Source organism: Isoptericola sp. NPDC057391 (assembly GCF_042668085.1).
Lineage (GTDB): Bacteria > Actinomycetota > Actinomycetes > Actinomycetales > Cellulomonadaceae > Isoptericola.
In genome coordinates this window covers 1-22,691 of record NZ_JBHVBO010000049.1, presented here as the reverse complement: position 1 = coordinate 22,691, position 22,691 = coordinate 1, and the positions used below count along the sequence as shown (strand labels likewise).

The 22,691-nt window shown below is 74.0% G+C and carries 18 protein-coding genes; 9 read left to right on the top strand and 9 right to left on the bottom strand.

Translation table 11 applies throughout. The features are described 5' to 3' along the window. The first annotated feature begins 107 nt into the window (after nt 1-107). Nucleotides 108-1,358: an MFS transporter gene (locus ACFUVW_RS08960; protein ID WP_430570980.1), complete on the top strand. Its 1,251-nt coding sequence runs from the start codon at nt 108-110 to the stop codon at nt 1,356-1,358. Here the strand turns inward: ACFUVW_RS08960 and ACFUVW_RS08955 are convergent. The 6 genes from ACFUVW_RS08955 to ACFUVW_RS08930 all read right to left on the bottom strand — a co-directional run bounded on the left by ACFUVW_RS08955 (nt 1,265) and on the right by ACFUVW_RS08930 (nt 11,827). Further along, a complete protein-coding gene (locus tag ACFUVW_RS08955) occupies nt 1,265-2,197 on the bottom strand; it encodes a helix-turn-helix domain-containing protein (protein WP_430570979.1) in 933 nt (310 codons plus the stop codon). The genes ACFUVW_RS08960 and ACFUVW_RS08955 overlap by 94 nt on opposite strands. A gap of 230 nt (nt 2,198-2,427) precedes the next feature. After that, entirely contained in the window at nt 2,428-3,387 is a 960-nt protein-coding gene (locus ACFUVW_RS08950; RefSeq protein ID WP_430570978.1) for a DUF4436 family protein, read from the bottom strand. After that, the gene (locus tag ACFUVW_RS08945; RefSeq protein ID WP_430570977.1) at nt 3,384-5,645 is read right to left on the bottom strand and encodes an Ig-like domain-containing protein; all 2,262 of its coding nucleotides are present in this window, start codon (nt 5,643-5,645) and stop codon (nt 3,384-3,386) included. Before ACFUVW_RS08945 ends, ACFUVW_RS08950 begins: the two co-directional genes overlap by 4 nt. A 289-nt stretch (nt 5,646-5,934) precedes the next feature. Next, entirely contained in the window at nt 5,935-6,600 is a 666-nt protein-coding gene (locus ACFUVW_RS08940; protein WP_430570976.1) for a TetR/AcrR family transcriptional regulator, read from the bottom strand. Nucleotides 6,601-6,753: 153 nt separating this feature from the next. Continuing rightward, nucleotides 6,754-9,075 carry a collagen binding domain-containing protein gene (locus ACFUVW_RS08935; protein WP_430570975.1) on the bottom strand — a complete coding sequence of 774 codons (2,322 nt, stop codon included), beginning with the start codon at nt 9,073-9,075 and terminating at the stop codon, nt 6,754-6,756. 64 nt (nt 9,076-9,139) lie between these two features. Beyond that, a complete protein-coding gene (locus ACFUVW_RS08930) occupies nt 9,140-11,827 on the bottom strand; it encodes a flippase-like domain-containing protein (protein ID WP_430570974.1) in 2,688 nt (895 codons plus the stop codon). Nucleotides 11,828-12,034: 207 nt separating this feature from the next. Between ACFUVW_RS08930 and ACFUVW_RS08925 the strand changes: the two genes are divergently transcribed. From ACFUVW_RS08925 to ACFUVW_RS08910, 4 genes are read left to right on the top strand one after another with little or no spacing between them, the layout of a single operon-like run. Continuing rightward, nucleotides 12,035-13,678, top strand: a complete 1,644-nt coding sequence (locus ACFUVW_RS08925; RefSeq protein ID WP_430570973.1) for an ABC transporter substrate-binding protein — start codon at nt 12,035-12,037, stop codon at nt 13,676-13,678. A gap of 21 nt (nt 13,679-13,699) precedes the next feature. Next, nucleotides 13,700-14,743 carry an ABC transporter permease gene (locus ACFUVW_RS08920; protein ID WP_430570972.1) on the top strand — a complete coding sequence of 348 codons (1,044 nt, stop codon included), beginning with the start codon at nt 13,700-13,702 and terminating at the stop codon, nt 14,741-14,743. After that, entirely contained in the window at nt 14,743-15,828 is a 1,086-nt protein-coding gene (locus ACFUVW_RS08915; protein ID WP_430570971.1) for an ABC transporter permease, read from the top strand. Before ACFUVW_RS08920 ends, ACFUVW_RS08915 begins: the two co-directional genes overlap by 1 nt. Further along, nucleotides 15,825-17,546 (top strand): dipeptide ABC transporter ATP-binding protein, encoded by a 1,722-nt coding sequence (locus ACFUVW_RS08910; RefSeq protein ID WP_430570970.1) that lies wholly within the window; start codon nt 15,825-15,827, stop codon nt 17,544-17,546. Before ACFUVW_RS08915 ends, ACFUVW_RS08910 begins: the two co-directional genes overlap by 4 nt. A gap of 95 nt (nt 17,547-17,641) precedes the next feature. Here ACFUVW_RS08910 and ACFUVW_RS08905 read toward each other — a convergent pair whose 3' ends face one another. The 3 genes from ACFUVW_RS08905 to ACFUVW_RS08895 are packed head-to-tail and all read right to left on the bottom strand — an operon-like array spanning nt 17,642 to nt 19,755. After that, nucleotides 17,642-18,496 (bottom strand): CPBP family intramembrane glutamic endopeptidase, encoded by an 855-nt coding sequence (locus ACFUVW_RS08905; RefSeq protein WP_430570969.1) that lies wholly within the window; start codon nt 18,494-18,496, stop codon nt 17,642-17,644. A 39-nt stretch (nt 18,497-18,535) separates the two neighbouring features. Beyond that, entirely contained in the window at nt 18,536-18,808 is a 273-nt protein-coding gene (locus tag ACFUVW_RS08900; protein WP_430570968.1) for a hypothetical protein, read from the bottom strand. Beyond that, complete coding sequence (locus ACFUVW_RS08895; RefSeq protein WP_430570967.1) at nt 18,805-19,755, bottom strand: SPFH domain-containing protein; 951 nt, start codon at nt 19,753-19,755, stop codon at nt 18,805-18,807. The genes ACFUVW_RS08900 and ACFUVW_RS08895 overlap by 4 nt, the downstream gene beginning before the upstream one ends. A gap of 145 nt (nt 19,756-19,900) precedes the next feature. On the opposite strand from ACFUVW_RS08895, the gene ACFUVW_RS08890 reads away from it, so the two are divergent. From ACFUVW_RS08890 to ACFUVW_RS08875, 4 genes are read left to right on the top strand one after another with little or no spacing between them, the layout of a single operon-like run. Then, nucleotides 19,901-20,620: a hypothetical protein gene (locus ACFUVW_RS08890; protein WP_430570966.1), complete on the top strand. Its 720-nt coding sequence runs from the start codon at nt 19,901-19,903 to the stop codon at nt 20,618-20,620. After that, a complete protein-coding gene (locus ACFUVW_RS08885) occupies nt 20,613-20,912 on the top strand; it encodes a transcriptional regulator (protein ID WP_430570965.1) in 300 nt (99 codons plus the stop codon). Before ACFUVW_RS08890 ends, ACFUVW_RS08885 begins: the two co-directional genes overlap by 8 nt. Then, on the top strand, nt 20,909-21,856 hold the full coding sequence (locus tag ACFUVW_RS08880) for an ABC transporter ATP-binding protein (RefSeq protein ID WP_430570964.1): 948 nt from the start codon (nt 20,909-20,911) through the stop codon (nt 21,854-21,856). The genes ACFUVW_RS08885 and ACFUVW_RS08880 overlap by 4 nt, the downstream gene beginning before the upstream one ends. Next, complete coding sequence (locus ACFUVW_RS08875) at nt 21,853-22,641, top strand: ABC transporter permease (protein ID WP_430570963.1); 789 nt, start codon at nt 21,853-21,855, stop codon at nt 22,639-22,641. The genes ACFUVW_RS08880 and ACFUVW_RS08875 overlap by 4 nt, the downstream gene beginning before the upstream one ends. Nucleotides 22,642-22,691 lie beyond the last annotated feature (50 nt).

Below are 22,691 nucleotides of genomic sequence, written 5' to 3'. Positions count from 1 at the left end.
CCGGCGTTCCCGGGGCGTGGGCTCGGGCGGCACCCGGCCTGGCGTCTGGATCGAGTCCGACGGCGTCCCGGTCGGCCCGCGCGCCGCCGTGCGTTGTTGCGACCAGCATGACGACGAACCCGATCGACACGGCCACGGCACCCGCGGCGGCCGGAACGTTCAGCACGACGGGCACACCCGGCCCGCTCCCGCCGCGCCGCGCGGGGCTCGCGCTGGCCACGATGTTCCTGGGCAGCTTCTCGCTCGTGACGGCGGAGTTCCTGCCGCCCGGGGTGCTCACCCCGGTGGCGCAGGACCTCGGTGTCTCCGAGGGCGTCGTGGGCCTGTCGGTGAGCGCCACGGCCCTGACGGCGCTGCTCACCGCCCTGGTGCTGGGCTCCCTGTTCCCGCGCACCGACCGGCGCACGCTGCTCGTGGTGCTCGCGCTGGGCGCGGTCGCCTCGAACGTGCTGGTGGCCGTCGCGCCGAGCATCGGCGTGCTCATGGCGGCCCGGCTGCTGCTGGGCGCGGCGCTGGGCGGCTACTGGTCGATGTCGCTGGTCATCGCGACGCAGCTGGTCCCGGCGGACCGGGTGGGCAGGGCCATGATGATCGTCAACGCGGGGACGACGGTCGCCACGGTGGCCGGGGTGCCGCTGGGCGTGATCCTCAGCGCCGCCGCCGGCTGGCGGGTCGTGTTCGTGGCCGCCGCGGTGGTCACCGTGGTGACGGCGGTGGCGATGCGCGTCGCGCTGCCGCCGGTGACGCCGACGCCGGGCATCGGCTGGTCGGCGACGGGCCGGGCGCTGCGGTCGCCGGGCGTCGCGCTGGGGCTGGTGGCGATCGTCGCGGTGATCGGCGGGCACTTCGCCGGCTACACGTACGTGCGGCCGGCGCTGTCGCTGCTGCCGGGTGCTGACGTCGGGACGGTCGCGGTGCTGCTCGCGCTGTTCGGCGTCGGCGGCCTGGTCGGCAACTTCGCGATCGGGGCGCTCGTCGACCGGCACCTCGCGGTGCTGCTGCTCGCGGTCCCCGTGGCCGTCGGCGCGAGCGTCGCGGCCGTCGGGCTGGCGTCCGCCGTGCCGCTGCTCGTGTACCCCGCGGTCGTGGTCTGGGGCGCGGCGTTCGGCGGCATCCTCAACGTGGTGCAGGTGTGGATCACGCGGATGATGCCGGACCAGGTCGAGGCGGGCAGCGGGCTCGTCGTCGCGGCGTTCCAGACGGCGATCATCCTCGGGTCCGCGGTGGGCGGCCTCGGCGTCGACTCCGTCGGGGTCGGCTGGACCTACCTCGTGGCCGCGGTGGCCGCCGTCGCGGGCGGGGTCCTGGTGCGCAGCACGCTGTCGCGGCGGTACTCGGACGGCGTCGCGCCCGTGTGACGGCGGAAGGCGCGGCCGAACGCCGTGTCCGAGCCGTAGCCCAGGCGGCGGGCGATCGTCGCGACCGGCAGGTCGCCCGCCGTCAGCAGGCAGCGCGCGTGCGCCACGCGCACCTGCGCGAGGTACCGGCCGGGCGTCAGCCCCGTCGCCGAGCGGAACCGGGCGGCGAACCCCGACCGGGACGCGAGCGCCACGCGGGCCAGGTCGTCCACCGTCCACTCGCGGCCGGGGTCGGCGTGGATGGCGGCGACGGCGCTCGCCAGGCCCGGGTCCTCGCGCTGCATCAGCCAGCGGGCCGGGGCGCAGCCGCGCGCGTACCAGGCGCTGATCGCCATCGACGCGACGAGCGTGACGACCCGGTCGCCCAGCACGCTGCGCGGGGCGCGGTAGTCCTCCACCAGCGAGCGCAGCATCGTCGCGGCCGTCGGCTCGGTCTGCGGCAGCTCGGTGAGGAGCACGACGGCGGGCAGCACGCCGGCGCCGTCGTCCGCCCCGACCGGCGCGACCCGCACGCACTGCACCGCCGCGTCGGAGAGCGCGTGCACCTCGAAGCGCGGGCCGTGGGGCAGGAACAGGAAGTCGCCGGGCGCGAGGTCGGCGACGTCGCCCACGCCGCGCACCCGCACCAGGCCGTCGGTGACGAGCAGGAGCGCCGCGTCGCCGGACGTGTGCTCGGCCCACCCGCCGGCAGCCAGCGCGTGCCGGGACCGGGCCACGAACCGCCACTGCAGCCCGGCGAGCACGCGGTCGAGCTCCTCCGCGGCGGCCGACGCCGAGGACGGGCCCTGCCCGGACGTGTCGTGGCCGCACGCGGGCGTCGGCAGGTCCACCGTCGTCATCGCTCCTCCTGGGGACCACGACCGGCAGGTCCGGCGGGTCCTCGAGGAGGATGCCACGCGAGGCGAGGCACCGCAGGCGCCGCGGCGCCCCGCGGTGATACGCGCGGTATGCGCGCCGACGACAGCACGTGGACGCACGTCGTCCCCGACGAGTCGACCGCGCCCTCCCCGCGGTGGGACGTGTCCGAGACACGGGCGACCAGGTGACGGCTCGCCGGCTCGTCGCGGGACTACTCGTCCTCCTCCTCGTCGTCCCCCAGCTCGCGGGACCGCAGCACCTTGGACTCGCGCCACAGCAGGTGCGCCCCGGTCCACACGAGCATGGCCGCGACGATGCAGATGCACGGGAACAGGACGACGAAGTCGAGCGCGGTCCCGATCGGCGGTGCCCCGGGCATCGCGGAGCGCAGGGCCGGGAACGACAGCATGGTGGCCGACAACCAGATGACGTTGGCGAACTCGAGCTTCTTCTTGAGGATGGCGCTGCCGATGGTGACGACGGCCATGAGCGTGGTGAGCAGGATCGCCAGGAGGTAGAAGACGACCAGCGTGACGCTGAGGGCGTCCCGGTTGCCGTCGAGCGTGACCGGCAGGACGGAGACGCCGTCCTGCGTCGTCGGCTCGCCCACGGTCGCGGTGAGCACCCAGGGGCGCGCGGAGTTCTCGATGGTCAGCTCGAACGGCACGTCCGCCCCGGTCTCGTCGTTCCGCACGCTCACCTGGAAGTTCGAGAAGGGCCGGTCCCACGGGTAGAACGTGTCGCCACGGTCGAGGGCGAGCGTGACCGTCGTCGGGTCGACGATCGACTCCCCGGGGTACGTGACCACCGACGTGGTCTGCCCGGCGGACACGATCTCGATGCGCAGGTTCTGCGACATCTCGCCGGCCCGCTCGCCCACGTACTCGCCGTGCGGGATCGGCAGCACGGTGGCCTCGACGTACCGGTTCGTGAGGCTGACGTCCTGCGTCTTCATCTGCAGCGTCAGGTAGTCCTCGCCCGTGACCTCCTGCTGGCCGGTGACCGCCACGGTGGTCGAGCTGTTCAGCGTGCCCGACAGGGCGATCACGAGGTAGTACGCGAGCAGCAGCGCCACCACGACGGCGAGGATGCGCGGGGCGGGGTTACGACGCTTGCGGGGCGGTGCGGGCCGGGTCTCCTCGGCCAGCATCTCCTCGACCTGATGGGTCATGGTTCCTCCGTGGATCGGCCGGGTCGCTGGGCGACGGTGGCGGCGAGGGCGTACAGCAGGAGCGTGAGCAGCACCAGGAAGCTGCCGGGCTGGTCGGTGATCGCGGCCGCGAGGGCCTGCGTGTCGGTGGGCTCGTCGTCGGCGACGGCGGTCACGACGGTGGTGCTGTTGGCGAGGGCCGCGGCCGCTGCCGAAGCGCCCCCGCCGCCGCCGGCCCCGGTGCCGTCTCCGACGGCCACCGCGAGCTGCTGCCGCGCGAGGGCGGGAGCCGTGAGCGCGTCGGCGAGCAGGCGGACAGTCACCTGGGCCGACTCCCCGGGCTCCAGCACGATCGTGCAGGAGAACGTGGACCGTGCGACGACGCAGGGTGCCTCCGGCTCCACCCGGACGCTCCGGTAGACGAAGCCCTTGTTCACCTGCCCGGACAGGGTGAGGGTGACCGTCTCGCCCGTGGGGTTCGGGCCGAGCGTGGCGTCGAAGCGGCCCACCTCTCCGCGGCGGATCTCTCCGGCGCGCATCTGCACGTCGAACGAGATCGGGCGCTCGGCCGCGGCCGGCGGCGCGGGACCCTCGGCCGCCGGGGCCGGCGGCGGCTCGTCGGGCTCGTCGTCGGACTCCTCGTCCTGCCGGTCCTGCCCGTCCTGCCCGTCCTGCCCGTCGGGAACGTCGGCCGGCGGGGTCGACGGCGCGGGTGACGCGGGCGGCGCGTCCTGCTGCGCCGCCGGCGGCGCGGCGCGGGGCGGCCTGGGCGCCGCGGGACCGGGCGAGGGGGCCGGCGTCGGCGTGGGGCGGGGCGTGGGCGTCGCGGTCGGCGTGGGCGTCGGCGTCGGTGTCGGCGGCTCCTCGACCGTCACGACGTACTCCGGGCCCGTCACCGTGTTGCCCAGGTCGTCGGCGGCGGACGGCACCAGCGGGTTCTCGCCCAACGAGAGCTCCGGGTCCGGCGTGCAGCTCCAGGTCCCCCCGGACGGCACGGTCAGCGGCCCGCACACGACGTCGCCCGACGCTGCGCGGACGATGACGCTGCTGCCTGCCTCGCCACGGCCCGTGACCGCCGTCCCGGTGTCCGTGGTGGTCGCGGGCCCGGTGATCCGGGGCGTCGCCGGGGGTGTCGTGTCGACCGTGTAGGTGACGGCCTCGCTCGCGGGGAACGGGTCGCCCGCGGCGTTCGTCTGGGTCGCGACGAGCTCGTGGCCGCCGTCCGCCAGCGCGGTCGCGGTGCACGCCCACGTCCCGTCGGTCGCGGCGGTCGTGGTGCAGACCGTCGCGCCGCCCGGCCCGTCGGTCACGGTGACGACGTTGCCCGGGCCTGCCGTGCCGGAGATCGCGGGGGTGGCGTCGGTGGAGCGCGCCCCGTCGTCCGGCACCTCGATCACGGCCGCCGGCAGGTCGTAGTAGACGCGCACCAGTCCGTCGCCGGGGCCGACCGTGGCACCCCGGGTGGTGGTCGCGCCGGCGTCCAGGCCCCCGACGTACCCCGACCCGCCGGACCCGTCGCCGCCCATGTTGTCGTTGACCGGGTTGGGGTCGGAGGGGCCGCCCGCGCCACCACCGCCGCCGTACCAGCCGCCGCCGCCCCCGCCGCCGCCGTTGAAGCTCGAGCCGCCGTCGCCGCCCCGGAACCCCTGCCCCGCGGTGCCCGACACGTAGCCGGAGGGGCCGCTCCCCGCGCTGCCCGGCGCGGTCTGCGTCGCCGACCCGGCGCCCGCGGAGGGCGCGCCCAGGTACCCACCGGTCTCGCTCGTCTCGCCGCCGCCCATCCCGCCGCCCTGGGCGCCGCCTCTGCCGCCTCCGCCTCCACCGGCCACCGCGACGACGGTGTCCCGCGCGGGCCCCGTCGGGCCGCCCGCGTAGAGGAACGACCCGCCGCCGCCGCTGCTGCCGCAGAAGCCGCCGCCGCACCCACCGCCGGCGCCCCCGCCGCCGTAGGTGGTCCCGGCGGACGTGCCGGCGCCCTGCTGACCCACCCGCACGGAGTAGGTGTCGCCAGGCGTCACCGTCAGCGTCCCTTCCGTGCGCCCGCCCCGCCCGTAGGCGGATCCGGTGTACCGACCGCCGTTGGCCCCGCTGAGGTCGACCCGGACGGTCGTGACGCCCTGGGGGACCACGAACGAGGCGTCCTGCGGACCGGAGTAGGTGAACTCGAGGCAGGTGTTCTCGGCCTCGGTCGGCGCGCAGATGGCCTCGGCGGCCTTCGCCGTCGTGCCCGTCGGCGCGGGCAGCGGCGCGAGCCCGACCAGGCAGACCGCCAGGGCCACGGACTGTGCGACCCTGCGGCGGAGGCCCGGGCGGACTCTCCCCGTCGTCACGCCGAGGGGACGACGGGCCCTGTCAGGGCGACGCGTCGTCGGGTTGCGCCTGCGCTCTGCCGACACGGGACCTCGCAAGAGACGTCGCGACCCCGCCCCCCGCGAGGTCGTCCCCCGGGGCGTCGTCCGCGGCGTCGTCCACAGGGCCCGCGCTCGGTCCGCGCTCCGGTCTACGCGAGGCTAACCACCAGCCCGCCGGACCGCATGAGATAGACGTCTTATCGGACGGGACGCCGCGTCAGGCGGTGAGCATCCCCGTCGCGGCGCGCACCAGCTGCTCGGTCAGCACCTCCAGCGGCGGGAGGTCCGGGTCGCCGCGCTCGTCGTCCGCCTCCCAGGCGGCGACGGCGGCGACCACGGCGCGGGAGACCGTGGCGACACGCAGCCCGGCGAGCGGCTCGACGCCGTCGCACGCCACCGTCCGCATGAGGTCCAGCAGGTCGATGGTGCCCACGACCGGGACGTCGATGCCCTCGTACCGCTTCGCGTCGCGCCGCACCCAGTCCATGAAGACCAGCGGCCGGTGCTGCAGGACGGCGGCCGTGTACCGGGCCCAGGCGCTGGGGCGGAGGCCTTCGACCGCGGTGACGAGCGGGATCACGTAGGCCCGGACCAGGGCCTCCGGGTCACGGTCCTGCCCGTCGGCGAGCAGCGCGTCGACCATCCGGCGCCGGTGCTCGTTGATCGGCTTGCTGCGCCAGTGGTAGAGCGCGTCGAGCATCCTCTGCCGCGTCCCGAAGTGGTAGGTCACGGCGGAGTTGTTCCGCTGGCCGGCCTCGCGGACGATCGCCCGCGAGCTCGCGCCCTCGAGCCCGCTGCGCGCGACGAGCCGCTCGGTCGCGGCCATGAGCGCGAGCTGTGGGGGCGACGGGTCGAGAACGGCCCGGAGGTCGTCGCGGGGCATCCTCGGAGCCTAGCGACGTCCTGGAGGCGCGGGGAAACGCCTTCACGCCGACGGCTCGCCGTCGGCGCTGCGTGAGGAGGTGCCCACCACCTGGCGGCGCGGTGGGCCGCGGCGCCAGGCGGTGAGCGGTGACGCCGTCCCCCCGGACCGGCGTCAGCTCTCGGCCACGTCCGCTCCCCGGCGGCGCGCCGCCCGCAGCAGCAGCCCGCCGGCCGTGACCAGGAGCAGCGCACCCAGGGCGGCCGCGCCGACCTCGGCACCGGTCACCGGGAGGCTGCCCGTGCCGCCCGCGGTCGGGGAGCCTCCGCCGGCCGTGCCGGTTCCGGCGCCCGGCCCGCCCGGCGTGGTCGGGCCCGCGGTGGGGTCCGGGCTCGGGCTCGGCGTGACCTCCTGCACCGCGAGCACGAAGTCGAGGCCGCTCACCTCGCCGCCGGCCACCTCGAACGGCAGCGACGCCTCCCCCTCGACGACGTAGCCGTCCGGCGGCGTGATCGTGGCGACGTACTCGCCGTCGGGCAGGTCGGCGGTCCACGCGCCGTCGTCGTCGGTGGTGACGGTCGCGGCCTCCTCGCCCTCCGGGTCGGTGACGGTCACCTCGGCGCCCGCCACGGGCTCGCCGTCGGTGTCGGTCACGGTGCCGCTCACCGGCTGGGCCGGCGGCTCCACGACCTCCGCGACGACGGCGAAGTCCTCGGCCAGGAAGCTCTCCCCGGCGGGCGTGACGGTGACGTCCCGCTCGGTCAGGTCGGCCGTGTAGCCGTCGGGCACGGTCAGCGTGATGGTGTAGTCGCCGGTCGCGAGCTCGCCGACGAAGTACACGCCCTCGTCGTCGGTGGTGAGCTCGAACGGGCCACCCGGGCCCTCGACGGTGACGGTCGCGCCGGGGACGGGGTTGCCGGCGCCGTCGGTCACCGTGCCGCCGATCGCCCCCTCGGCCGCGAGGGCGAAGTCGACGCCGGTGACGTCGTCGGTCCCGACGGTGACCTGCTGGGTGGCCGGGCCGTCCACGGTGTACCCGTCGGGCGCCTCGACGCCGACGGTGTGGGCGCCGGCCAGCACGCCCTCGAAGGAGTAGGTGCCGTCCGCCGCGGTGGTGGTGCTGCGGTCGCCGAGCGTCACCACGACACCCGCGACCGGGTCCCCGCCTGCCGTCACGGTGCCCGACACGGTGGCCGGGCCCTGGACGGTGAAGTCGTTGCCGGTGCTGGCCTCCTCCTGCCCGACGGCGACGGTGAGGTTCGGCGGGGTCCCGGTGACGGTGTACCCCTCCGGCAGGTCGGTCAGGGCGAACTCGTACTCCTGCGGCTGGTCGTTCGCCACGTCCCAGGCGACGCTGTCCACGAGGTACTCGCCGCGGGAGTTCGTGACCGCGGTCAGCGGGTCGCCGCCGCCCACCGGCGTGAGCGTCACGGTGGCGCCGGGCACGGGGTTGCCGTCGTCGTCGAGCACGGTGCCGCTGACGGCGACGGGCTCGATGTCGCGGGCCTGGAAGTCGGCGACGCCGTCGGTCTCGCTGAGGTCGACGTCGTCCACGACGGAGGAGCCCACCGCGACGAGGCCGAACGGGTGGTCGTCGGACGGCCCGGGCAGCTCGGTCAGCTCCACCCGGTAGCCCGGCGCGGCGGTGTACCCCTCGAACGCGTAGGTGCCGTCCGCGCCGGAGGTGGTGGTGGCGAGCTCCGTGCCGTCGGGGCCGAAGAGTGTGAGCGTGGAGCCCTCGAGCGGGCTGCCGTCGTCGAGCGTCACGGTCCCGGTGACGTCGCGCGCGAGCGACGCGAACCACGTCTGGTACACGGGGAAGCCCGAGCGCCAGGTGAACTCGATCGTCAGGCTCGTGACCGGCACGGTCGGACGGAACCAGCCGCTGGCGCCGTTGGTGTCGGTGGCCGTCGGGTTGCCCACGAGGGTGGCCGTGGCCGGGTCCCAGGTGGGCACCTCGGTGTCGGTGCACGACGGTGTGCCCGCGCCCTGGCAGTAGTTGAACCCGCCCTGCCAGCCCAGCTCGTCGGTCGTGAGAGGCTGCCCGTCTTCTCCGAGCGCGCGGACCGTGGCGCTGTCCGCGTCGATGTCGCCGAGCACGAACGCCCAGCCGCCGGCCGGGGTCGGCCGCTCGAAGGTGTAGGTCGTGGTGGACGGCGCCGTCGCCCGGTCGGCCTGCGGCCGCAGGTTGACGTACGGCTCGCCGCGGCTGGAGCCGAACACCTCGCCGGGCGGCGTCGAGTCCGCCAGCCAGGTCGAGGCCCCGGAGATCACGCCGACGCCGCCCCGGGAGTCCGACGTCATGGACGCCGCGGGGAAGCCGCCCGCGGGCAGCTGCATCGTCGTCGACCAGTCGCCGGCGGAGCCGGCGAGCGGTTCCCACCCCGCCCAGCCGGCGGTCGTCGCCGCGGTGGCCGCCGTGGGCGCCACGACGGCGGAGAGCGCGGCGATCGAGAGCGCCGCGAGCGCACTGAACATCCCCCTGGCACGATTCACGGGAGCCACGGTATGAGACAACTGTCTTGACCGCGCGGCGTGGCTGAGGTCTCTCAGAGGTCGATCAGAGGTCGCCCGTCTTCTCGAGGCGCTTCATCGCCACCCAGCCGATCGGCACGCGGGCCCAGTAGGTGACCACGCGGTAGAGCATGGTCACGGTGACGGCGAGCGACGCCGGGATGCCGGCGGCGGTGAGGCCGGCGATGAGCGCGCCCTCGACGCCGCCCAGGCCGCCGGGCGTGGGCACCATGGCGCCGACGGAGTTGCCGACCAGGTAGATCACCGCGACATCGATGAGGTTGAGCGACTGCCCGAACGCGGCCAGGGCGAAGTCGAACGCCAGCACGTAGCCCAGCGTCATGATGACGTTGCCGCCGAGGCCCAGTGCGAGGCGGGTGGGCTGGCCCAGCATCTGCGACAGCCGCGGCCACACCTGCTCCAGCGTCGGGCGCGCCTTCTCCCACGCCCACCGGCGGACGGACGGCACCAGCAGCGTGGCGACGACGGCGACGCCGACGCCGGCGATCGCGATGAGCACCGTGGTCGACGGCAGGTCGATGAGGCCGCCGGAGCCGGTGGACACCGACAGCACCACGAGCAGCAGCACCGTGACGACGAACTGCGACAGCTGCACCAGCGCGACGGTCGCGACCGCCATCGGCGTGGACACCCCGCGACGGGTGAGCATGCGCAGGTTGAGCGCCGCCGGCCCGATGCCGGCCGGGGCGGCGAGCGCGACGAACGACCCGGCCATCTGCGTGAGCGTGGCGCGCCACAGGGGCAGCCGCTCCGGGGAGAACGCGCTGAACGTCAGCGCCGCGCCGAACCAGGTCACGGCCCCGAGCAGGAACGACGCGGCGACCCACCACGGGTTGGCCTCGGTGATCGCGGAGGCGATCTCCTCGAAGTTCAGCGTCGTGACGATCACCGTGACGGCGACGATCGTCAGCGTCAGCATGATGACCGTGCGCGCGCCGAAGCGCGTGATGTTCTGCGGCTGCACGTCCGCCTGCGGCAGGCGCTCGACGAGCGCCTCGCGCAGCTCGTCCAGCAGGCCCTTCGTGCGCCGCACCTCCTCGCGCGTCGGGCTCGGCAGTGCGATGGACTGCAGCAGCGGGCCGATGGCGGCGATGTCCTCGTCGGGCAGGGCCCGCACCGCGGACGCGAGCGCACGGCGCGCGCCGACCTTCAGCGCCAGCAGCGCGAGCATCTGCGTGAGATCCAGCCGCCGCGACAGGGTGCCCGACGCGATCTCGCCCTGCTCCCACCCGGTGAGCCACACGTGGGGCGCGCCGGAGAGGTCGCGGTGCACCAGCACGACGTCGGGCGTCAGGGCGTGGTGGGTCAGCCCGGCGTCGTGCGCCCGCCGCAGCTGCACCCACGCCTGGGCGAGCACCGCGTCGCCGCGCGGCCCGTCGAGGTCGTCGGGCTCGAGGTCGCGCAGCGAGACGGCGCCGCGCGCGTGCTCCTGCACCAGCACCACGGAGTCGTCCGCGACGCCGATGCCCTCCAGCCGCGGGGTGCGCACGCCGGCGGCCTGGGCCGCGTACGCGAGCAGGGCCGTGCGCTCGGCCGCGGCGCGCAGCGAGATCGCCGCGCGGCCCTCCAGGCCGCGCAGCCGCAGGGCGCGCCACAACCGCTGCACCGTGGTCAGCACCTGGCGGTCGCCGTCGAGCACGACGACGTCGCGGCGCGGCTCGCCGTCGCCCGTGAACAGCGCGTAGACCCGGTTGTCGCCGGAGCGAGTGAGGGCCACGGCCGCCGCGTCCGCCGTCGTGGGGTCCTGCGGCAGGGTCACCTCGTCGTCCGTGACCTCGTCGACCTCGTCGCCGTCCGCGTCGTAGGACGCCACCGGGTCCTCGGGCACGGCGGTCGGGCGGTCGGCGTCCGCCTCGTCGTCGACGACGGCGGAGACGTCGCGCACCCGCACCAGCGCCGTCGGGTGGAAGCCGGCGCGGCGCACCGCCGCCACGAGGTCGGCGCCGTAGGCGCGCTCGCTGCGCACGCCCGACACGTACTGCACCGCCTGGCCGGCGAGGCGGCCGAGCAGCAGGGCGACGAGCACGCCCGGCAGCGACACCTGGCCCGTGATGAGCACGATGAACAGGGCCAGGTACAGCACGTTCCACGACCAGCGCACCGTGCGGCGGCGGGTGCGCGGCCCGGCCGTGGTGAGCAGGCCCGCGATCGCGGCCACGTACCCGGGGATGGTGAGCTGCCACGCGCCGTCGGTGAACACGGACAGCCCGCGCACCAGCTCGTCGCTGCCGAACCGGGAGATGGTGAGTGCCGTGACGACGCCGAGCACGAGGCCCAGGGCGGCGGCGCAGATGGACTCCACCACCTGCCGGCCCAGCCGGCGCCAGCCCAGCTCGACCAGCACGGCCGCCGGGACGAACAGGGTGATGAGGCCCTCGAGGAGGGCGACCGGGACGAACAGGATGCGCGCCAGCAGGGAGCTGAAGGTCCGCACGTCCTGGGTGACGCCCTCGGTGGTGGCGTGCGCGACCACCGACAGCACCAGCACGAGGGCCACGCCCAGCGCGCTGACCACCATGCCGAGCATGTCGGACGGGTGCCGCACGCGGGCCTCGGGGGTGTCGACCACGCGCACCAGGTCGGTCGGCGTGCCCTGGTCGGAGGTGTCACCGCCGAGCAGCGCCTGCAGCGGACCGGTCGGCGGGGCGGCGTCCCCCGCGGGGTTCCGGTGCGACGGATCCCCGGCAGGACCCGCGGTGCTCGCTCCGGACATGCCGGAAAGTCTAGGTGTTACCGGGCCTCACGGCCTGTGACACGAGGTGGAGAGCGGTGGTAGGTTCCCGGACCACGATGCGAACCCGCGTCCGGGTGTGACCCACACCCGTGACGGGGGCGACACGACGGTGTGCTAGAAACGCCCGCATCGTGACGAGTCCGCGGCCACCCGCCGCGGCCGGCCTGGACGAAGGGGACCACGACCATGAGTGCCATCAGAGGCTCGCGACGGCTGCTCGCAGGCGCCGCAGGGACAGCAGCCCTCGTGCTGGTGCTGACCGCGTGCGGCGGCGGCTCCGGCGACGGCGGGAGCGGCGACGGCGGAGGCGGCGCCGAGTCGATGGTCATCGGGACCACGGACAAGATCACGTCGCTCGACCCGGCCGGGTCGTACGACAACGGGTCGTTCGCGGTGATGAACCAGATCTACCCGTTCCTGCTGAACACGCCGTACGGCAGCCCGGACGTGGAGCCGGACATCGCGGAGTCGGCGGAGTTCACGGCGCCCACGGAGTACACGGTGAAGCTCAAGCCGGGCCTGAAGTGGGCCAACGGCAACGACCTCACCTCGTCCGACGTGAAGTTCACCTTCGACCGCCAGCTCAAGATCGCAGACGAGAACGGCCCGTCGTCGCTGCTGTACAACCTCGACTCGGTCGAGACGCCCGACGACACGACCGTCGTCTTCAAGCTCAAGAGCGAGAACGACCAGATCTTCCCGCAGATCCTGTCCTCGCCCGTCGGCCCGATCGTCGACGAGGACGTCTTCTCGCCCGACGCCGTGACGCCGGACCAGGAGATCGTCGACGGCAAGGCGTTCGCCGGCCAGTACTCGATCACGAGCTACAAGGCCAACGAGCTCATCAGCTACGAGGCGTACGACGGCTACGAGGGCATCCTGGGCGCGGCCAAGACGCCGAAGATCGCCGCCAAGTACTTCACGGACGCGTCCAACCTCAAGCTCGAGGTGCAGGACGGCTCGGTGGACGTCGCGTTCCGCTCGCTGTCGCCCACGGACATCGAGGACCTGCGCGGCGACGACGCGGTCAAGGTCGTGGACGGTCCCGGCGGCGAGATCCGGTACATCACGTTCAACTTCAACACCCAGCCGTACGGCGAGAAGCAGCCCGACGCCGACCCGAAGAAGGCCACGGCGGTGCGCCAGGCGGTGGCCGACCTCATCGACCGGCAGGCGCTGGCCGACCAGGTCTACAAGGGCACCTACACGCCGCTGTACTCCTTCGTGCCCGAGGGCCTGACCGGCGCCACGGAGCCGCTCAAGGAGATGTACGGCGACGGCCAGGGCGGCCCCGACGCGGACAAGGCGAAGAAGACGCTCGCGGACGCGGGCGTCACCACGCCGGTCGAGCTGAACCTGCAGTACTCGAACGACCACTACGGCCCGTCGTCGGGCGACGAGTACGCGCTCATCAAGGACCAGCTCGAGGAGAGCGGCCTGTTCAAGGTCAACCTGCAGACCACCGAGTGGGTGCAGTACTCCAAGGACCGCACGGCCGACGTCTACCCGGCGTACCAGCTCGGCTGGTTCCCGGACTACTCGGACGCCGACAACTACCTCACGCCGTTCTTCCTCAAGGAGAACTTCCTGGGCAACCACTACGTGAACCAGGACGTGGAGGACATGATCCTCGAGCAGGCCGTCACGGCCGACGAGGCGAAGCGCACCGAGCTGCTGGGCCAGATCCAGGAGGCCGAGGCCAAGGACCTGTCGACCGTCCCGTACCTGCAGGGCGCGCAGGTCGCGGTCACGGGTGCCGACGTCACGGGCACGGAGGACACGCTCGACGCGTCGTTCAAGTTCCGCTACGCCGCGCTGGCCAAGGGCTGAGAGACGGACTGAGCTCTTCCCGTGGCCTCACGTAGTACGGCAGGAAGCGCACTGGGACGCTACATCCTGGTGCGCTTCCTGCTCATCATCCCCACCGTGTTCATCCTGGTCACCACGGTCTTCGTGCTCATGCGCGCGACCGGTGACCCCATCACCGCCGCGCTGGGCGGCAAGCTGCCGCCCGACCAGCTCGCCGAGCTGATCCATGCGGCCGGGTACGACCGGCCCATCGTGGTGCAGTACTGGGAGTACCTCACCGGCATCTTCTCCGGCGACTTCGGCACCACGATCAGCGACAACCGGCCGGTCACCGAGGTCCTCACCACGTACGGCACCGCGACCCTGGAGCTCGCCTTCTACGCGGTCCTCGTGGCCCTCGTGCTGGGTGTGCCGTTCGGCATGGTCAGCGGTTACTTCCGCGACCGCCTGCCGGACGCGGTGCTGCGCATCCTCGCGATCCTCGCGTACGCGACGCCGGTGTTCTTCGCCGGCCTCATCCTCAAGCTCGTGTTCTCCGTCTGGCTGGGCTGGTTCCCGGTGGCGGGGCGCGTGTCCACGGACGGGGAGATCGCGATGCAGCTCGCCGGGGCCGACTCCGGCTTCATGCTGGTCGACGCGTTCAAGACCGGCGACCCCGAGGTCGTGCTCGACGTGCTCTCGCACGCCGTGCTGCCCGCCGTCGCCCTCGGCCTGCTCACGGCCGGCGTGTTCCTGCGGCTCGTGCGCACCAACATGATCGGCACGCTGGGCACCGGGTACATCGACGCCGCCCGCTCGCGCGGCGTCAAGGAGAGCCGTCTCGTGCGCAAGCACGCGTGGCGCCCGGCGCTCATCCCCATCATCACCGTGGCGGGCATGCAGGTCGCGATGCTGCTGGTGGGCGCCGTGCTCACCGAGACGACGTTCGAGTGGCGCGGCCTGGGCTTCCAGCTGTCCGAGTACCTGCAGGCGCGCGACTTCGTCGCCGTGCAGGGGATCGTCGTGCTGATGGCCGTGGTCGTGGCGGTGACGAACTTCCTCGTGGACGTCCTCGCCGCCCTGATCGACCCGAGGGTGAGGTACTGATGGCCAGCGGAGAGATCACGAGCGTCGGCATCGCCGGCACGGCCCCCGAGCACGTGGGCGGCCGGGGCGCCTGGTTCAAGAAGCTGCCCGTGGTGCACCAGGTGCGCCAGAGCGTCGGGCTGCAGCGCGGCATGCTGGTCGCGGGCCTCGTCCTGACGGCCCTGTTCGTGCTGGTCGCGGTGTTCGCGCCGCTGCTGGCGCCGTACGGCTGGTCGCAGCTGCGCGACCTCGACGGCGCGTTCGGCGCCCAGATGCCGCCGAGCGCCGAGCACTGGTTCGGCACCACGGTGGGCGGCTACGACGTGCTGTCCCGCGTGGTGTGGGGGGCGCGCACGGCGCTGCTGGTGGTGATCGTGGCCGTGCTGTCGTCGATCGTCGTCGGCGTGCTGCTCGGCCTGGTGTCCGGGTACTTCGGCGGCTGGCTCGACCGGGTGCTCGTGGTGATCGCGGACGCGATCTACGCGTTCCCGTCGCTGCTGCTCGCGATCCTGCTCGCGATCGTCATCTCCGGCGGGCAGTCGAGCATGTGGGGCGGCATCCTCGCCGCCGCGCTGTCGATCACGGTGGTGTTCGTGCCGCAGTACTTCCGGGTGGTGCGCGCCGAGGTGGTGCGCATCAAGGCGGAGGCGTTCGTCGACTCGGCGCGCGTGCTCGGCACGGGGCACTGGCGCATCATGACCCGCCACGTGCTGCGCAACTCGACGCGCACCCTGCCGCTCATCGTCACGCTCAACGCCTCGGAGGCGATCCTCACCCTCGCGGGTCTCGGCTTCCTCGGCTTCGGCATCGAGCCGACCGCGGCGGCGGAGTGGGGGTACGACCTGCAGCGCTCGCTCGCCGACGTCACCTCCGGCATCTGGTGGACCGCGTTGTTCCCTGGCCTCGCCATCGTCCTCGCGGCGATGGGGATGACGCTCATGGGCGAGTCGCTCAACGACCTCGCGGACCCGCGCCTGCGCTCGCGTGCCCGGTCGGGTCAGGTGGCCGGCGCGGTCGCGCAGACGTCGGTCGAGGCGGAGGCCACGGACCCGCAGAACCCCGCGTCCGCGGAGCCCCGCGAGAACCCGAAGGGAGGCGACGCATGAGTGCCGCCGCATCGAACGACGTCGTCGCGCCGCACGGCGCCGTCGCGTCGATCAGGGACCTCGCGGTCTCGTTCGCCACGGACGCCGGCCCGGTGCGGGCCGTCGACGGCGTGAGCCTCGACGTCCGGCCCGGCGAGGTGCTCGCCGTCGTCGGCGAGTCCGGCTCGGGCAAGACGGTCACGGCCAAGACCATCCTCGGCCTGCTGCCGGAGACGGCCACGACGAGCGGCGCCGTCGTCCTCACGGGGCGCGACGGCGCGACGACGGACGTCGTGAACGTGTCGGCGGCGAAGCTGCGCCAGGTGCGCGGCCGCGACGTGGCGATGGTGTTCCAGGAGCCGTCCAGCGTGCTCAACCCCGTCTACACGGTGGGGTGGCAGATCGCCGAGGGCATCCGGGCGCACGGAGACGTGTCGAAGAAGGAGGCGCGGCGCCGGGCGATCGAGGTGCTCGGCACGGTCGGCATCCCCGACCCCGAGCACCGCGTGGACCACTACCCGCACCAGTTCTCGGGCGGGCAGAAGCAGCGCATCGTCATCGCGATGGCACTGGTGCTCGGGCCCAGCCTCATCGTCGCGGACGAGCCGACGACGGCGCTCGACGTCACCGTGCAGGCCGAGATCCTCGACCTGCTGCGCCACCTGCGCGACGAGACGGGTACCGCCATCGTGCTCATCACGCACAACATGGGCGTGGTGGCCGACCTGGCCGACCGCGTGGCCGTGATGTACCAGGGCAAGGTCGTGGAGCAGGCGCCGGTGCGCGACCTGTTCGCCGACCCGCAGGCCGACTACACGAAGGCGCTGCTCAAGGCCGTGCCGCGCGTCGGGGAGGGCACCGCCCGCGCCGTCGAGCGGGCGGCCACGCGGCCCGACGGGTGGGCGGGGTCCGAGCCAGTGGTGCGGGCCGAGGGGCTGACCATCACGTACCCGGGCCGGTTCCGGCAGCCGGCGTTCACCGCGGTGGACGGCGTGGACCTCGCGATCCGCCCCGGCGAGGTGCTGGGCCTGGTGGGGGAGTCGGGCTCGGGCAAGACGACGATCGCCCGCGCCATCGCCGGCCTGACGCCCGTCAGCGGCGGGTCGTTGCGCGTGCTCGGCACCGAGATGCGCGGCGCCAAGGGGCGCGACCTCAAGGCGATGCGCCCCCGGCTGGGGTTCGTGTTCCAGGACCCGGCCACGTCGTTCAACCCGCTGCTCACCATCGCCGAGTGCGTGGCCGAGCCGCTGGTCGTGCACGGCCGGGCGCGGAACCCGGAGGCCGCGCGGGGACGCGTCGACGAGCTGCTCGAGGCGGTCCAGCTGCCGCGCAGCTACGGCGACCGCTTCCCGCACGAGCTGTCCGGCGGGCAGCGGCAGCGCGCGTCGCTGGCGCGCGGCCTGGCGCTCGACCCGGAGCTGCTGATCGCCGACGAGCCGACGTCGGCCCTCGACGTGTCGGTGCAGGCCCGCGTGCTGGAGCTCTTCGCCGAGCTGCAGAAGGAGCTGGGCTTCGCCTGCCTGTTCGTCTCGCACGACCTGGCCGTCGTGGACCTCCTCGCCGACCGCATCGCGGTGCTCTACCGCGGGCACCTGGTCGAGGAGGGCACGGGCGAGCAGGTGCTGGGCGCCCCGCGCGAGGACTACACCAAGCAGCTGCTGGCCTCGCTGCCGCTGCCCGACCCGGAGGCGCAGGCCGCCCACCGGGAGGGGCTGCACGCCCTGCGCGCGCCGAGGTAGTACCTCTCCCGCCGAGGTAGTTCGAGACTCCGCGAGGTAGTTCTGGGCCTGTGTCCCGCGAACTACCTCGGCGGGAGAGGAACTACCTCGGCGGGTCAGAGGCCGAGCGCGTCCTTCCACTCCTGGGGCAGGAGCGCGTAGCCGACGAAGGCGACGACGTCGAGCAGGGTGTGCGCGACGACGAGGGGCACGACCCGCTGCCGGCCCCACCGGCTGGTGTAGAACCACGAGAAGACGACGCCCATCACGACGTTGCCGAAGAACGGCCCGATGCCCTGGTACAGGTGGTAGGAGCCGCGCAGCAGCGAGCTCCACACGACGAACCACAGGCGCGACCAGCCGAGGTCGCGCGTGCGCTCGTGCAGGTAGGCGACGGCCACGACCTCCTCGAGCAGCCCGTTCTGCAGGGCGGCGACGATCAGCACCGGCACCGTCCACCAGTGCTCGTTCAGGGCGCTGGCCTGCACCTGGACCGTGATGCCGAGCACGCGGCCGAGGGCGTAGAACGCGAGCCCCGGGATGCCGATGGCGGCCGCCAGCGCGAACCCCCACGCGACGTCGCGGCCCGGCCGCGCGTCCTCGAGGCCCCAGTCGAGGCCGATCCGACGCCGCGTGCCCCGCCACGTGGTGCCCGCCCGCCCGCTGAGCAGGTACAGCGCCAGCGCGACCGGGACGAGCGCGAAGAAGATTCCGAGCAGCTGGTAGGTGAGGTCGAGCAGCGACCGGTCGGACTGGCTGGCGTTGAGGGTCGCGGACTGCTCCGCCAGCGGGGTGTCCGCGGTGAGCCGCGCGGCGATGTTGACCAGGGCGTACACGCCGCTCTGGCCCAGGCTGAGGCCCAGCACGATCCAGATCTCGGCGGTGGTGCGACGTCGGGCGCCGGGCGTCGTGGCGGGCGCGACGGGGGAGGGGAGCGTGCCGGGCGGGACGGCGGTCTGCGGGTCGGCCACCGTCCGGTTATAGCACCCGCCCCTGATCGCCCACGACGATCAGGAGGACGGCGGGCGGCCGGGACGCCGGCTCGGGGCGGCGTCCCGCGGCAGCCGTCCGGCGTCCTTGAGCGCCCGGCGCAGCAGCAGGTCGATCTGGGCGTTGACGCTGCGCAGGTCGTCCGCGGCCCAGCGGGCGACGGCGTCGTGGATCGCCGGGTCGAGGCGCAGGAGCACCTGCTTGCGCGGGGGGCGGGCGGCACGCCCGGAGCCCGGGGACGAGGCGTCGTCGTCCCCGGGCTCGGGCCCCTGCTCGCCGGGAGCGGGCGTCACTGGTACAGCGATCCCGCGTTGACGACGGGGGTGGCGCGGCTCTCGCCGCACAGCACGACCAGCAGGTTGGACACCATCGTGGCGCGGCGCTCGTCGTCGAGCGTGACGACGCCCTCCGACTCGAGGCGGTTCAGCGCGTCCTCCACCATCGACACGGCGCCCTCGACGATGCGCGAGCGGGCGGCGATGATCGCGCCGGCCTGCTGCCGCTGCAGCATGGCCTGGGCGATCTCGGGGGCGTAGGCGAGGTTCGAGATGCGCGCCTCGACGACCTCGACGCCGGCGACGGCGACGCGGGCGGCGACCTCGGTGGCGATCTCCCCGGACACGAGCTCCGTCGCGCCGCGCAGCGACTCGACGTCGTCCCCGCCGTCGTAGGGGTGGGACATGGCGACGTGGCGCAGCGCGGACTCGGCCTGCACGGAGACGAAGTCGTCGTAGTCCTCGACGGCGAAGCTCGCCCGGGCGGTGTCGGCCACCTGCCAGACGACGATCGCGGCGATGTTGATGGGGTTGCCGTCGGCGTCGTTGACCTTGAGCTCGCTGGTCTCGAAGTTGCGCACGCGCACCGACACCCGGCGCTTCGTGCTGAGCGGCACGGTCATGACCAGGCCGGTGCGGCGGACCGTGCCGAGGTAGCGGCCGAAGAGCTGCACGACCAGCGTCTCGCCCGGGCTGATCACCGAGATGCCGGTGAGCACGGCGAGCGCGATCAGCAGCCCGAGCCCCAAGAGCCACACCATGACGGGGGCGTCGTCCGAGACGGCGCCGAGGACGCCGACGGCCAGCACCAGGAGGGCCAGGACCACGCCGAGGGCGGTGCCGCCGGCGCCCACCGACCAGGCCGGGCGCTCCGCGACCTCGACGCGGGTGCCGTCGTGGCCGACGGGGCGTCCGGTGGGCTCGCCGCCGACGGACTCCTGGACGGGGACGGTGCTCTCGGGCATGGCGGCTCCTGTGCTCGGGTCGCCGGGACCGCCCCGGCGATGCGATAGCAAAGTGATATCACATTTATTGAGGGTTGTGCGTGCCGGCGAGTCGTGCCAAGGTTGACAAACAAGTTTGTAGCGCAAAGTTCTCTGCGAGGTAGCGATGACTGAGACTCCCGACCGGCGCGACGCCCCGGACGTCGGGCCCGAGGGTGGTCCCGACGTCGGGCCAGGTGCGGTCGACGCCGGGCGCGCCGCGGCCGCCGAGTCGCTGCGCATCCTGCGCGAGCAGCAGGACCGCGCCCGCGCCGCCCTCGGGCCGGACGGCCGCGCCCTCTACGGCGCCTGGGGCGTCGCCTGGCTCGCCGGCTTCCTCGTGCTGTGGACGAGCGCGCGGGGCCGGACGCAGCCCGAGCCGTGGGCGTACTGGCTGTTCGCCGGGCTGCTCGCGGCGGCCGTCGTCTTCACGATGGTGCACACCATCACGCGGACGGCGGGCACGCGCGGCGTCTCGGCCCGCACCGGGACGCTGTACGGGTGGGGGTGGGTGCTGGGGTTCCTGGTGTTCAGCATGTTCCTCGGCGGCCTCGCCCGGGCCGGCGCGGGCCCGGAGGTGATGGGGCTGGCCAGCAACGGCGGGGCGTGCCTCGTCGTCGGGCTGCTCTACGTGGGCGGGGGAGTCGCGTTCGACGACCGCCGCCTGTACGTGCTGGGGGTGTGGATCCTCCTGGTCGCGGGCGCGGCGTCCCTGGTGGGCCTGCCGGGCGCCTACCTCGTGATGGCGATCGCGGGCGGCGGCGGGTTCCTGCTTATGGCGGCGGTCGAGCACCTGGTGATCGTCCGGCGCCGGCGCTCGGTGCGGGAGGGGGCGGCCCGTGCCTGAGCTGGACCCGGTCATCCACGCGCCCGCCCGGCTGCGGGTCGTCGCCACGCTCGCGGCGCTCGGCCCGGGAGACGAGCTGAGCTTCCCCAAGCTGCAGAAGCTGCTCGACATGACCGCGGGGAACCTGTCCACCCACCTGCGCAAGCTCGAGGACGCCGGCTACGTCCGCGTCACCAAGACCCACGAGGGTCGCACCCCCGCGACCTACCTCGCGCTCACGTCTCAGGGGCGCGGGGCGTTCGAGGACTACACCGAGGCCCTCACCGGCCTCCTGAGAGGAGCCGGATCATGACCCGCACCCGACCGCCCGAGCGCGCGCCCGCCCCGGGCGACGCCGCGCTCTCGCCACCTACCGTCCCCGGCGTCGTCGCCGTGCACGGCGTCACCCGGCGGTTCGGCGACGTCGTCGCGCTCGACGACGTGTCGCTCGACGTCGGGCCCGGCGAGCTGGTGGGCCTGCTCGGGCCCAACGGGGCGGGCAAGTCCACGCTGCTGTCGCTGGTGAGCGGGCAGCGCCGCCCCGACGCGGGCACCGTGCGCCTGCTGGGCGGCGACCCGCGCGAGGCCGCCAGTCGCGCCGGCCTCGGCATCACCCCGCAGGAGACCGGGCTGCCGGCCACGCTGCGGGTGCGCGAGGTGGTCGACTTCGTCGGCGGGCACTTCGCCGACCCGGTGCCCACCGGTGAGCTGCTGGAGCAGTTCGGCCTCACCGACCTCGCGAAGCGGCAGACGGGCGCGCTGTCCGGCGGGCAGAAGCGGCGGCTCGCCGTGGCGCTGTCGCTCGTGGGACGGCCGCGCGTCGTCCTGCTCGACGAGCCCACCACCGGCCTCGACGTCGGCGCCCGCCAGGCGCTGTGGGACGCGATCCGCGCCTACCACGCGGGCGGCGGCACCGTGCTGCTCACCAGCCACTACCTCGAGGAGGTGCAGGCACTGGCGCAGCGCGTCGTCGTCATCGACCGCGGGGTGGTGCGCGCCGACGACACGCTCGAGGCGATCCTGCGCCGCGTCGGCCTGCGGCGGGTGGCGCTGCGCGCGACGGCCGACCTGGCCGCGTGGCCCGGCGTCGTGCGCGCCGAGCGCCTCGACGACGGCACCCAGGAGCTGTACACCGCGGACGCGGACGCCCTCGTGCGGTCGCTGGTGCGCGACGACGTGGACTTCCAGGACCTCCGGATCCGGGGCGCGAGCCTCGAGGAGGCGTTCGAGGAGATGGTGACGGAGGCGGCCCGATGAGCGCGACGACGACCCCTGCGCGAGCGGCGGCCCCCGGCCCGCTGGCGCTGACCTGGCTGCACCTGCGCTACCAGTTCCTCGAGACGGTGCGCGTGCCCATCGCGGTGCTGGGCAACATGCTGTTTCCCGCGCTGGCGATGTTCTTCTTCGTCGTGCCGCAGCGCGAGGTGGCGCAGAACCCCGTGTGGGCCACGATGTCGGTGGCCTCGCTGGGCCTCTTCGCCGTCTGCTCGGCCAGCCTGTTCACCTACGGGCTGGGGGTGGCCGAGGACCGGCAGCTCCCGTTCGACCCGTTCCTGCGCTCCCTGCCCGCCGGCCCCGGCCCGCGGATGGTCGCGCGGATCGGCAACGGCGCGATCTTCGCGCTGTTCGGGCTGGTGCCCCTGATCCTCATCGCCTGGCTGTTCACCGCCGCGACCGTGACGGTCGGGCAGCTGCTCGCCGGGGTGGGCACCATCCTGCTGGTCTCCGTGCCGTTCGTGCTGCTCGGCATGGCGGTGGGCTACTCGCTGTCGGCCAAGGCCGCGCTGCCGGTGGTGCAGGTGGTGCTGTTCCCGCTGGCTTTCGCGGGCGGGCTCTTCCTGCCGCCGCAGATGTTCCCGGGCTGGCTCGACGCGATCTCGCAGGCCACGCCGACGCGCGCCGGTCGTGACCTGCTGGTGCAGGCGCTCACCGGCCAGCCGGCGTACGGCCTGGCGTGGGTGGTGCTGCTCGGCTGGACGGCCCTGTTCGCCGTCCTCGCCGTCGGCGCCTACCGCCGCGACGAGGGCCGCCGCTTCCGCTGACCCGAAGAAGCGTTGTGGGTGGGATCGTGGCCCGGTTTCGCGCCGAAACC

Coding starts and splice junctions, on each gene's coding strand:
- ACFUVW_RS08960 (WP_430570980.1), top strand. CDS start 108: ATGACGACGAACCCGATCGACACGGCCACGGCACCCGCGGCGGCCGGA.
- ACFUVW_RS08955 (WP_430570979.1), bottom strand. CDS start 2,197: ATGACGACGGTGGACCTGCCGACGCCCGCGTGCGGCCACGACACGTCC.
- ACFUVW_RS08950 (WP_430570978.1), bottom strand. CDS start 3,387: ATGACCCATCAGGTCGAGGAGATGCTGGCCGAGGAGACCCGGCCCGCA.
- ACFUVW_RS08940 (WP_430570976.1), bottom strand. CDS start 6,600: ATGCCCCGCGACGACCTCCGGGCCGTTCTCGACCCGTCGCCCCCACAG.
- ACFUVW_RS08930 (WP_430570974.1), bottom strand. CDS start 11,827: ATGTCCGGAGCGAGCACCGCGGGTCCTGCCGGGGATCCGTCGCACCGG.
- ACFUVW_RS08925 (WP_430570973.1), top strand. CDS start 12,035: ATGAGTGCCATCAGAGGCTCGCGACGGCTGCTCGCAGGCGCCGCAGGG.
- ACFUVW_RS08915 (WP_430570971.1), top strand. CDS start 14,743: ATGGCCAGCGGAGAGATCACGAGCGTCGGCATCGCCGGCACGGCCCCC.
- ACFUVW_RS08910 (WP_430570970.1), top strand. CDS start 15,825: ATGAGTGCCGCCGCATCGAACGACGTCGTCGCGCCGCACGGCGCCGTC.
- ACFUVW_RS08895 (WP_430570967.1), bottom strand. CDS start 19,755: ATGCCCGAGAGCACCGTCCCCGTCCAGGAGTCCGTCGGCGGCGAGCCC.
- ACFUVW_RS08890 (WP_430570966.1), top strand. CDS start 19,901: ATGACTGAGACTCCCGACCGGCGCGACGCCCCGGACGTCGGGCCCGAG.
- ACFUVW_RS08880 (WP_430570964.1), top strand. CDS start 20,909: ATGACCCGCACCCGACCGCCCGAGCGCGCGCCCGCCCCGGGCGACGCC.
- ACFUVW_RS08875 (WP_430570963.1), top strand. CDS start 21,853: ATGAGCGCGACGACGACCCCTGCGCGAGCGGCGGCCCCCGGCCCGCTG.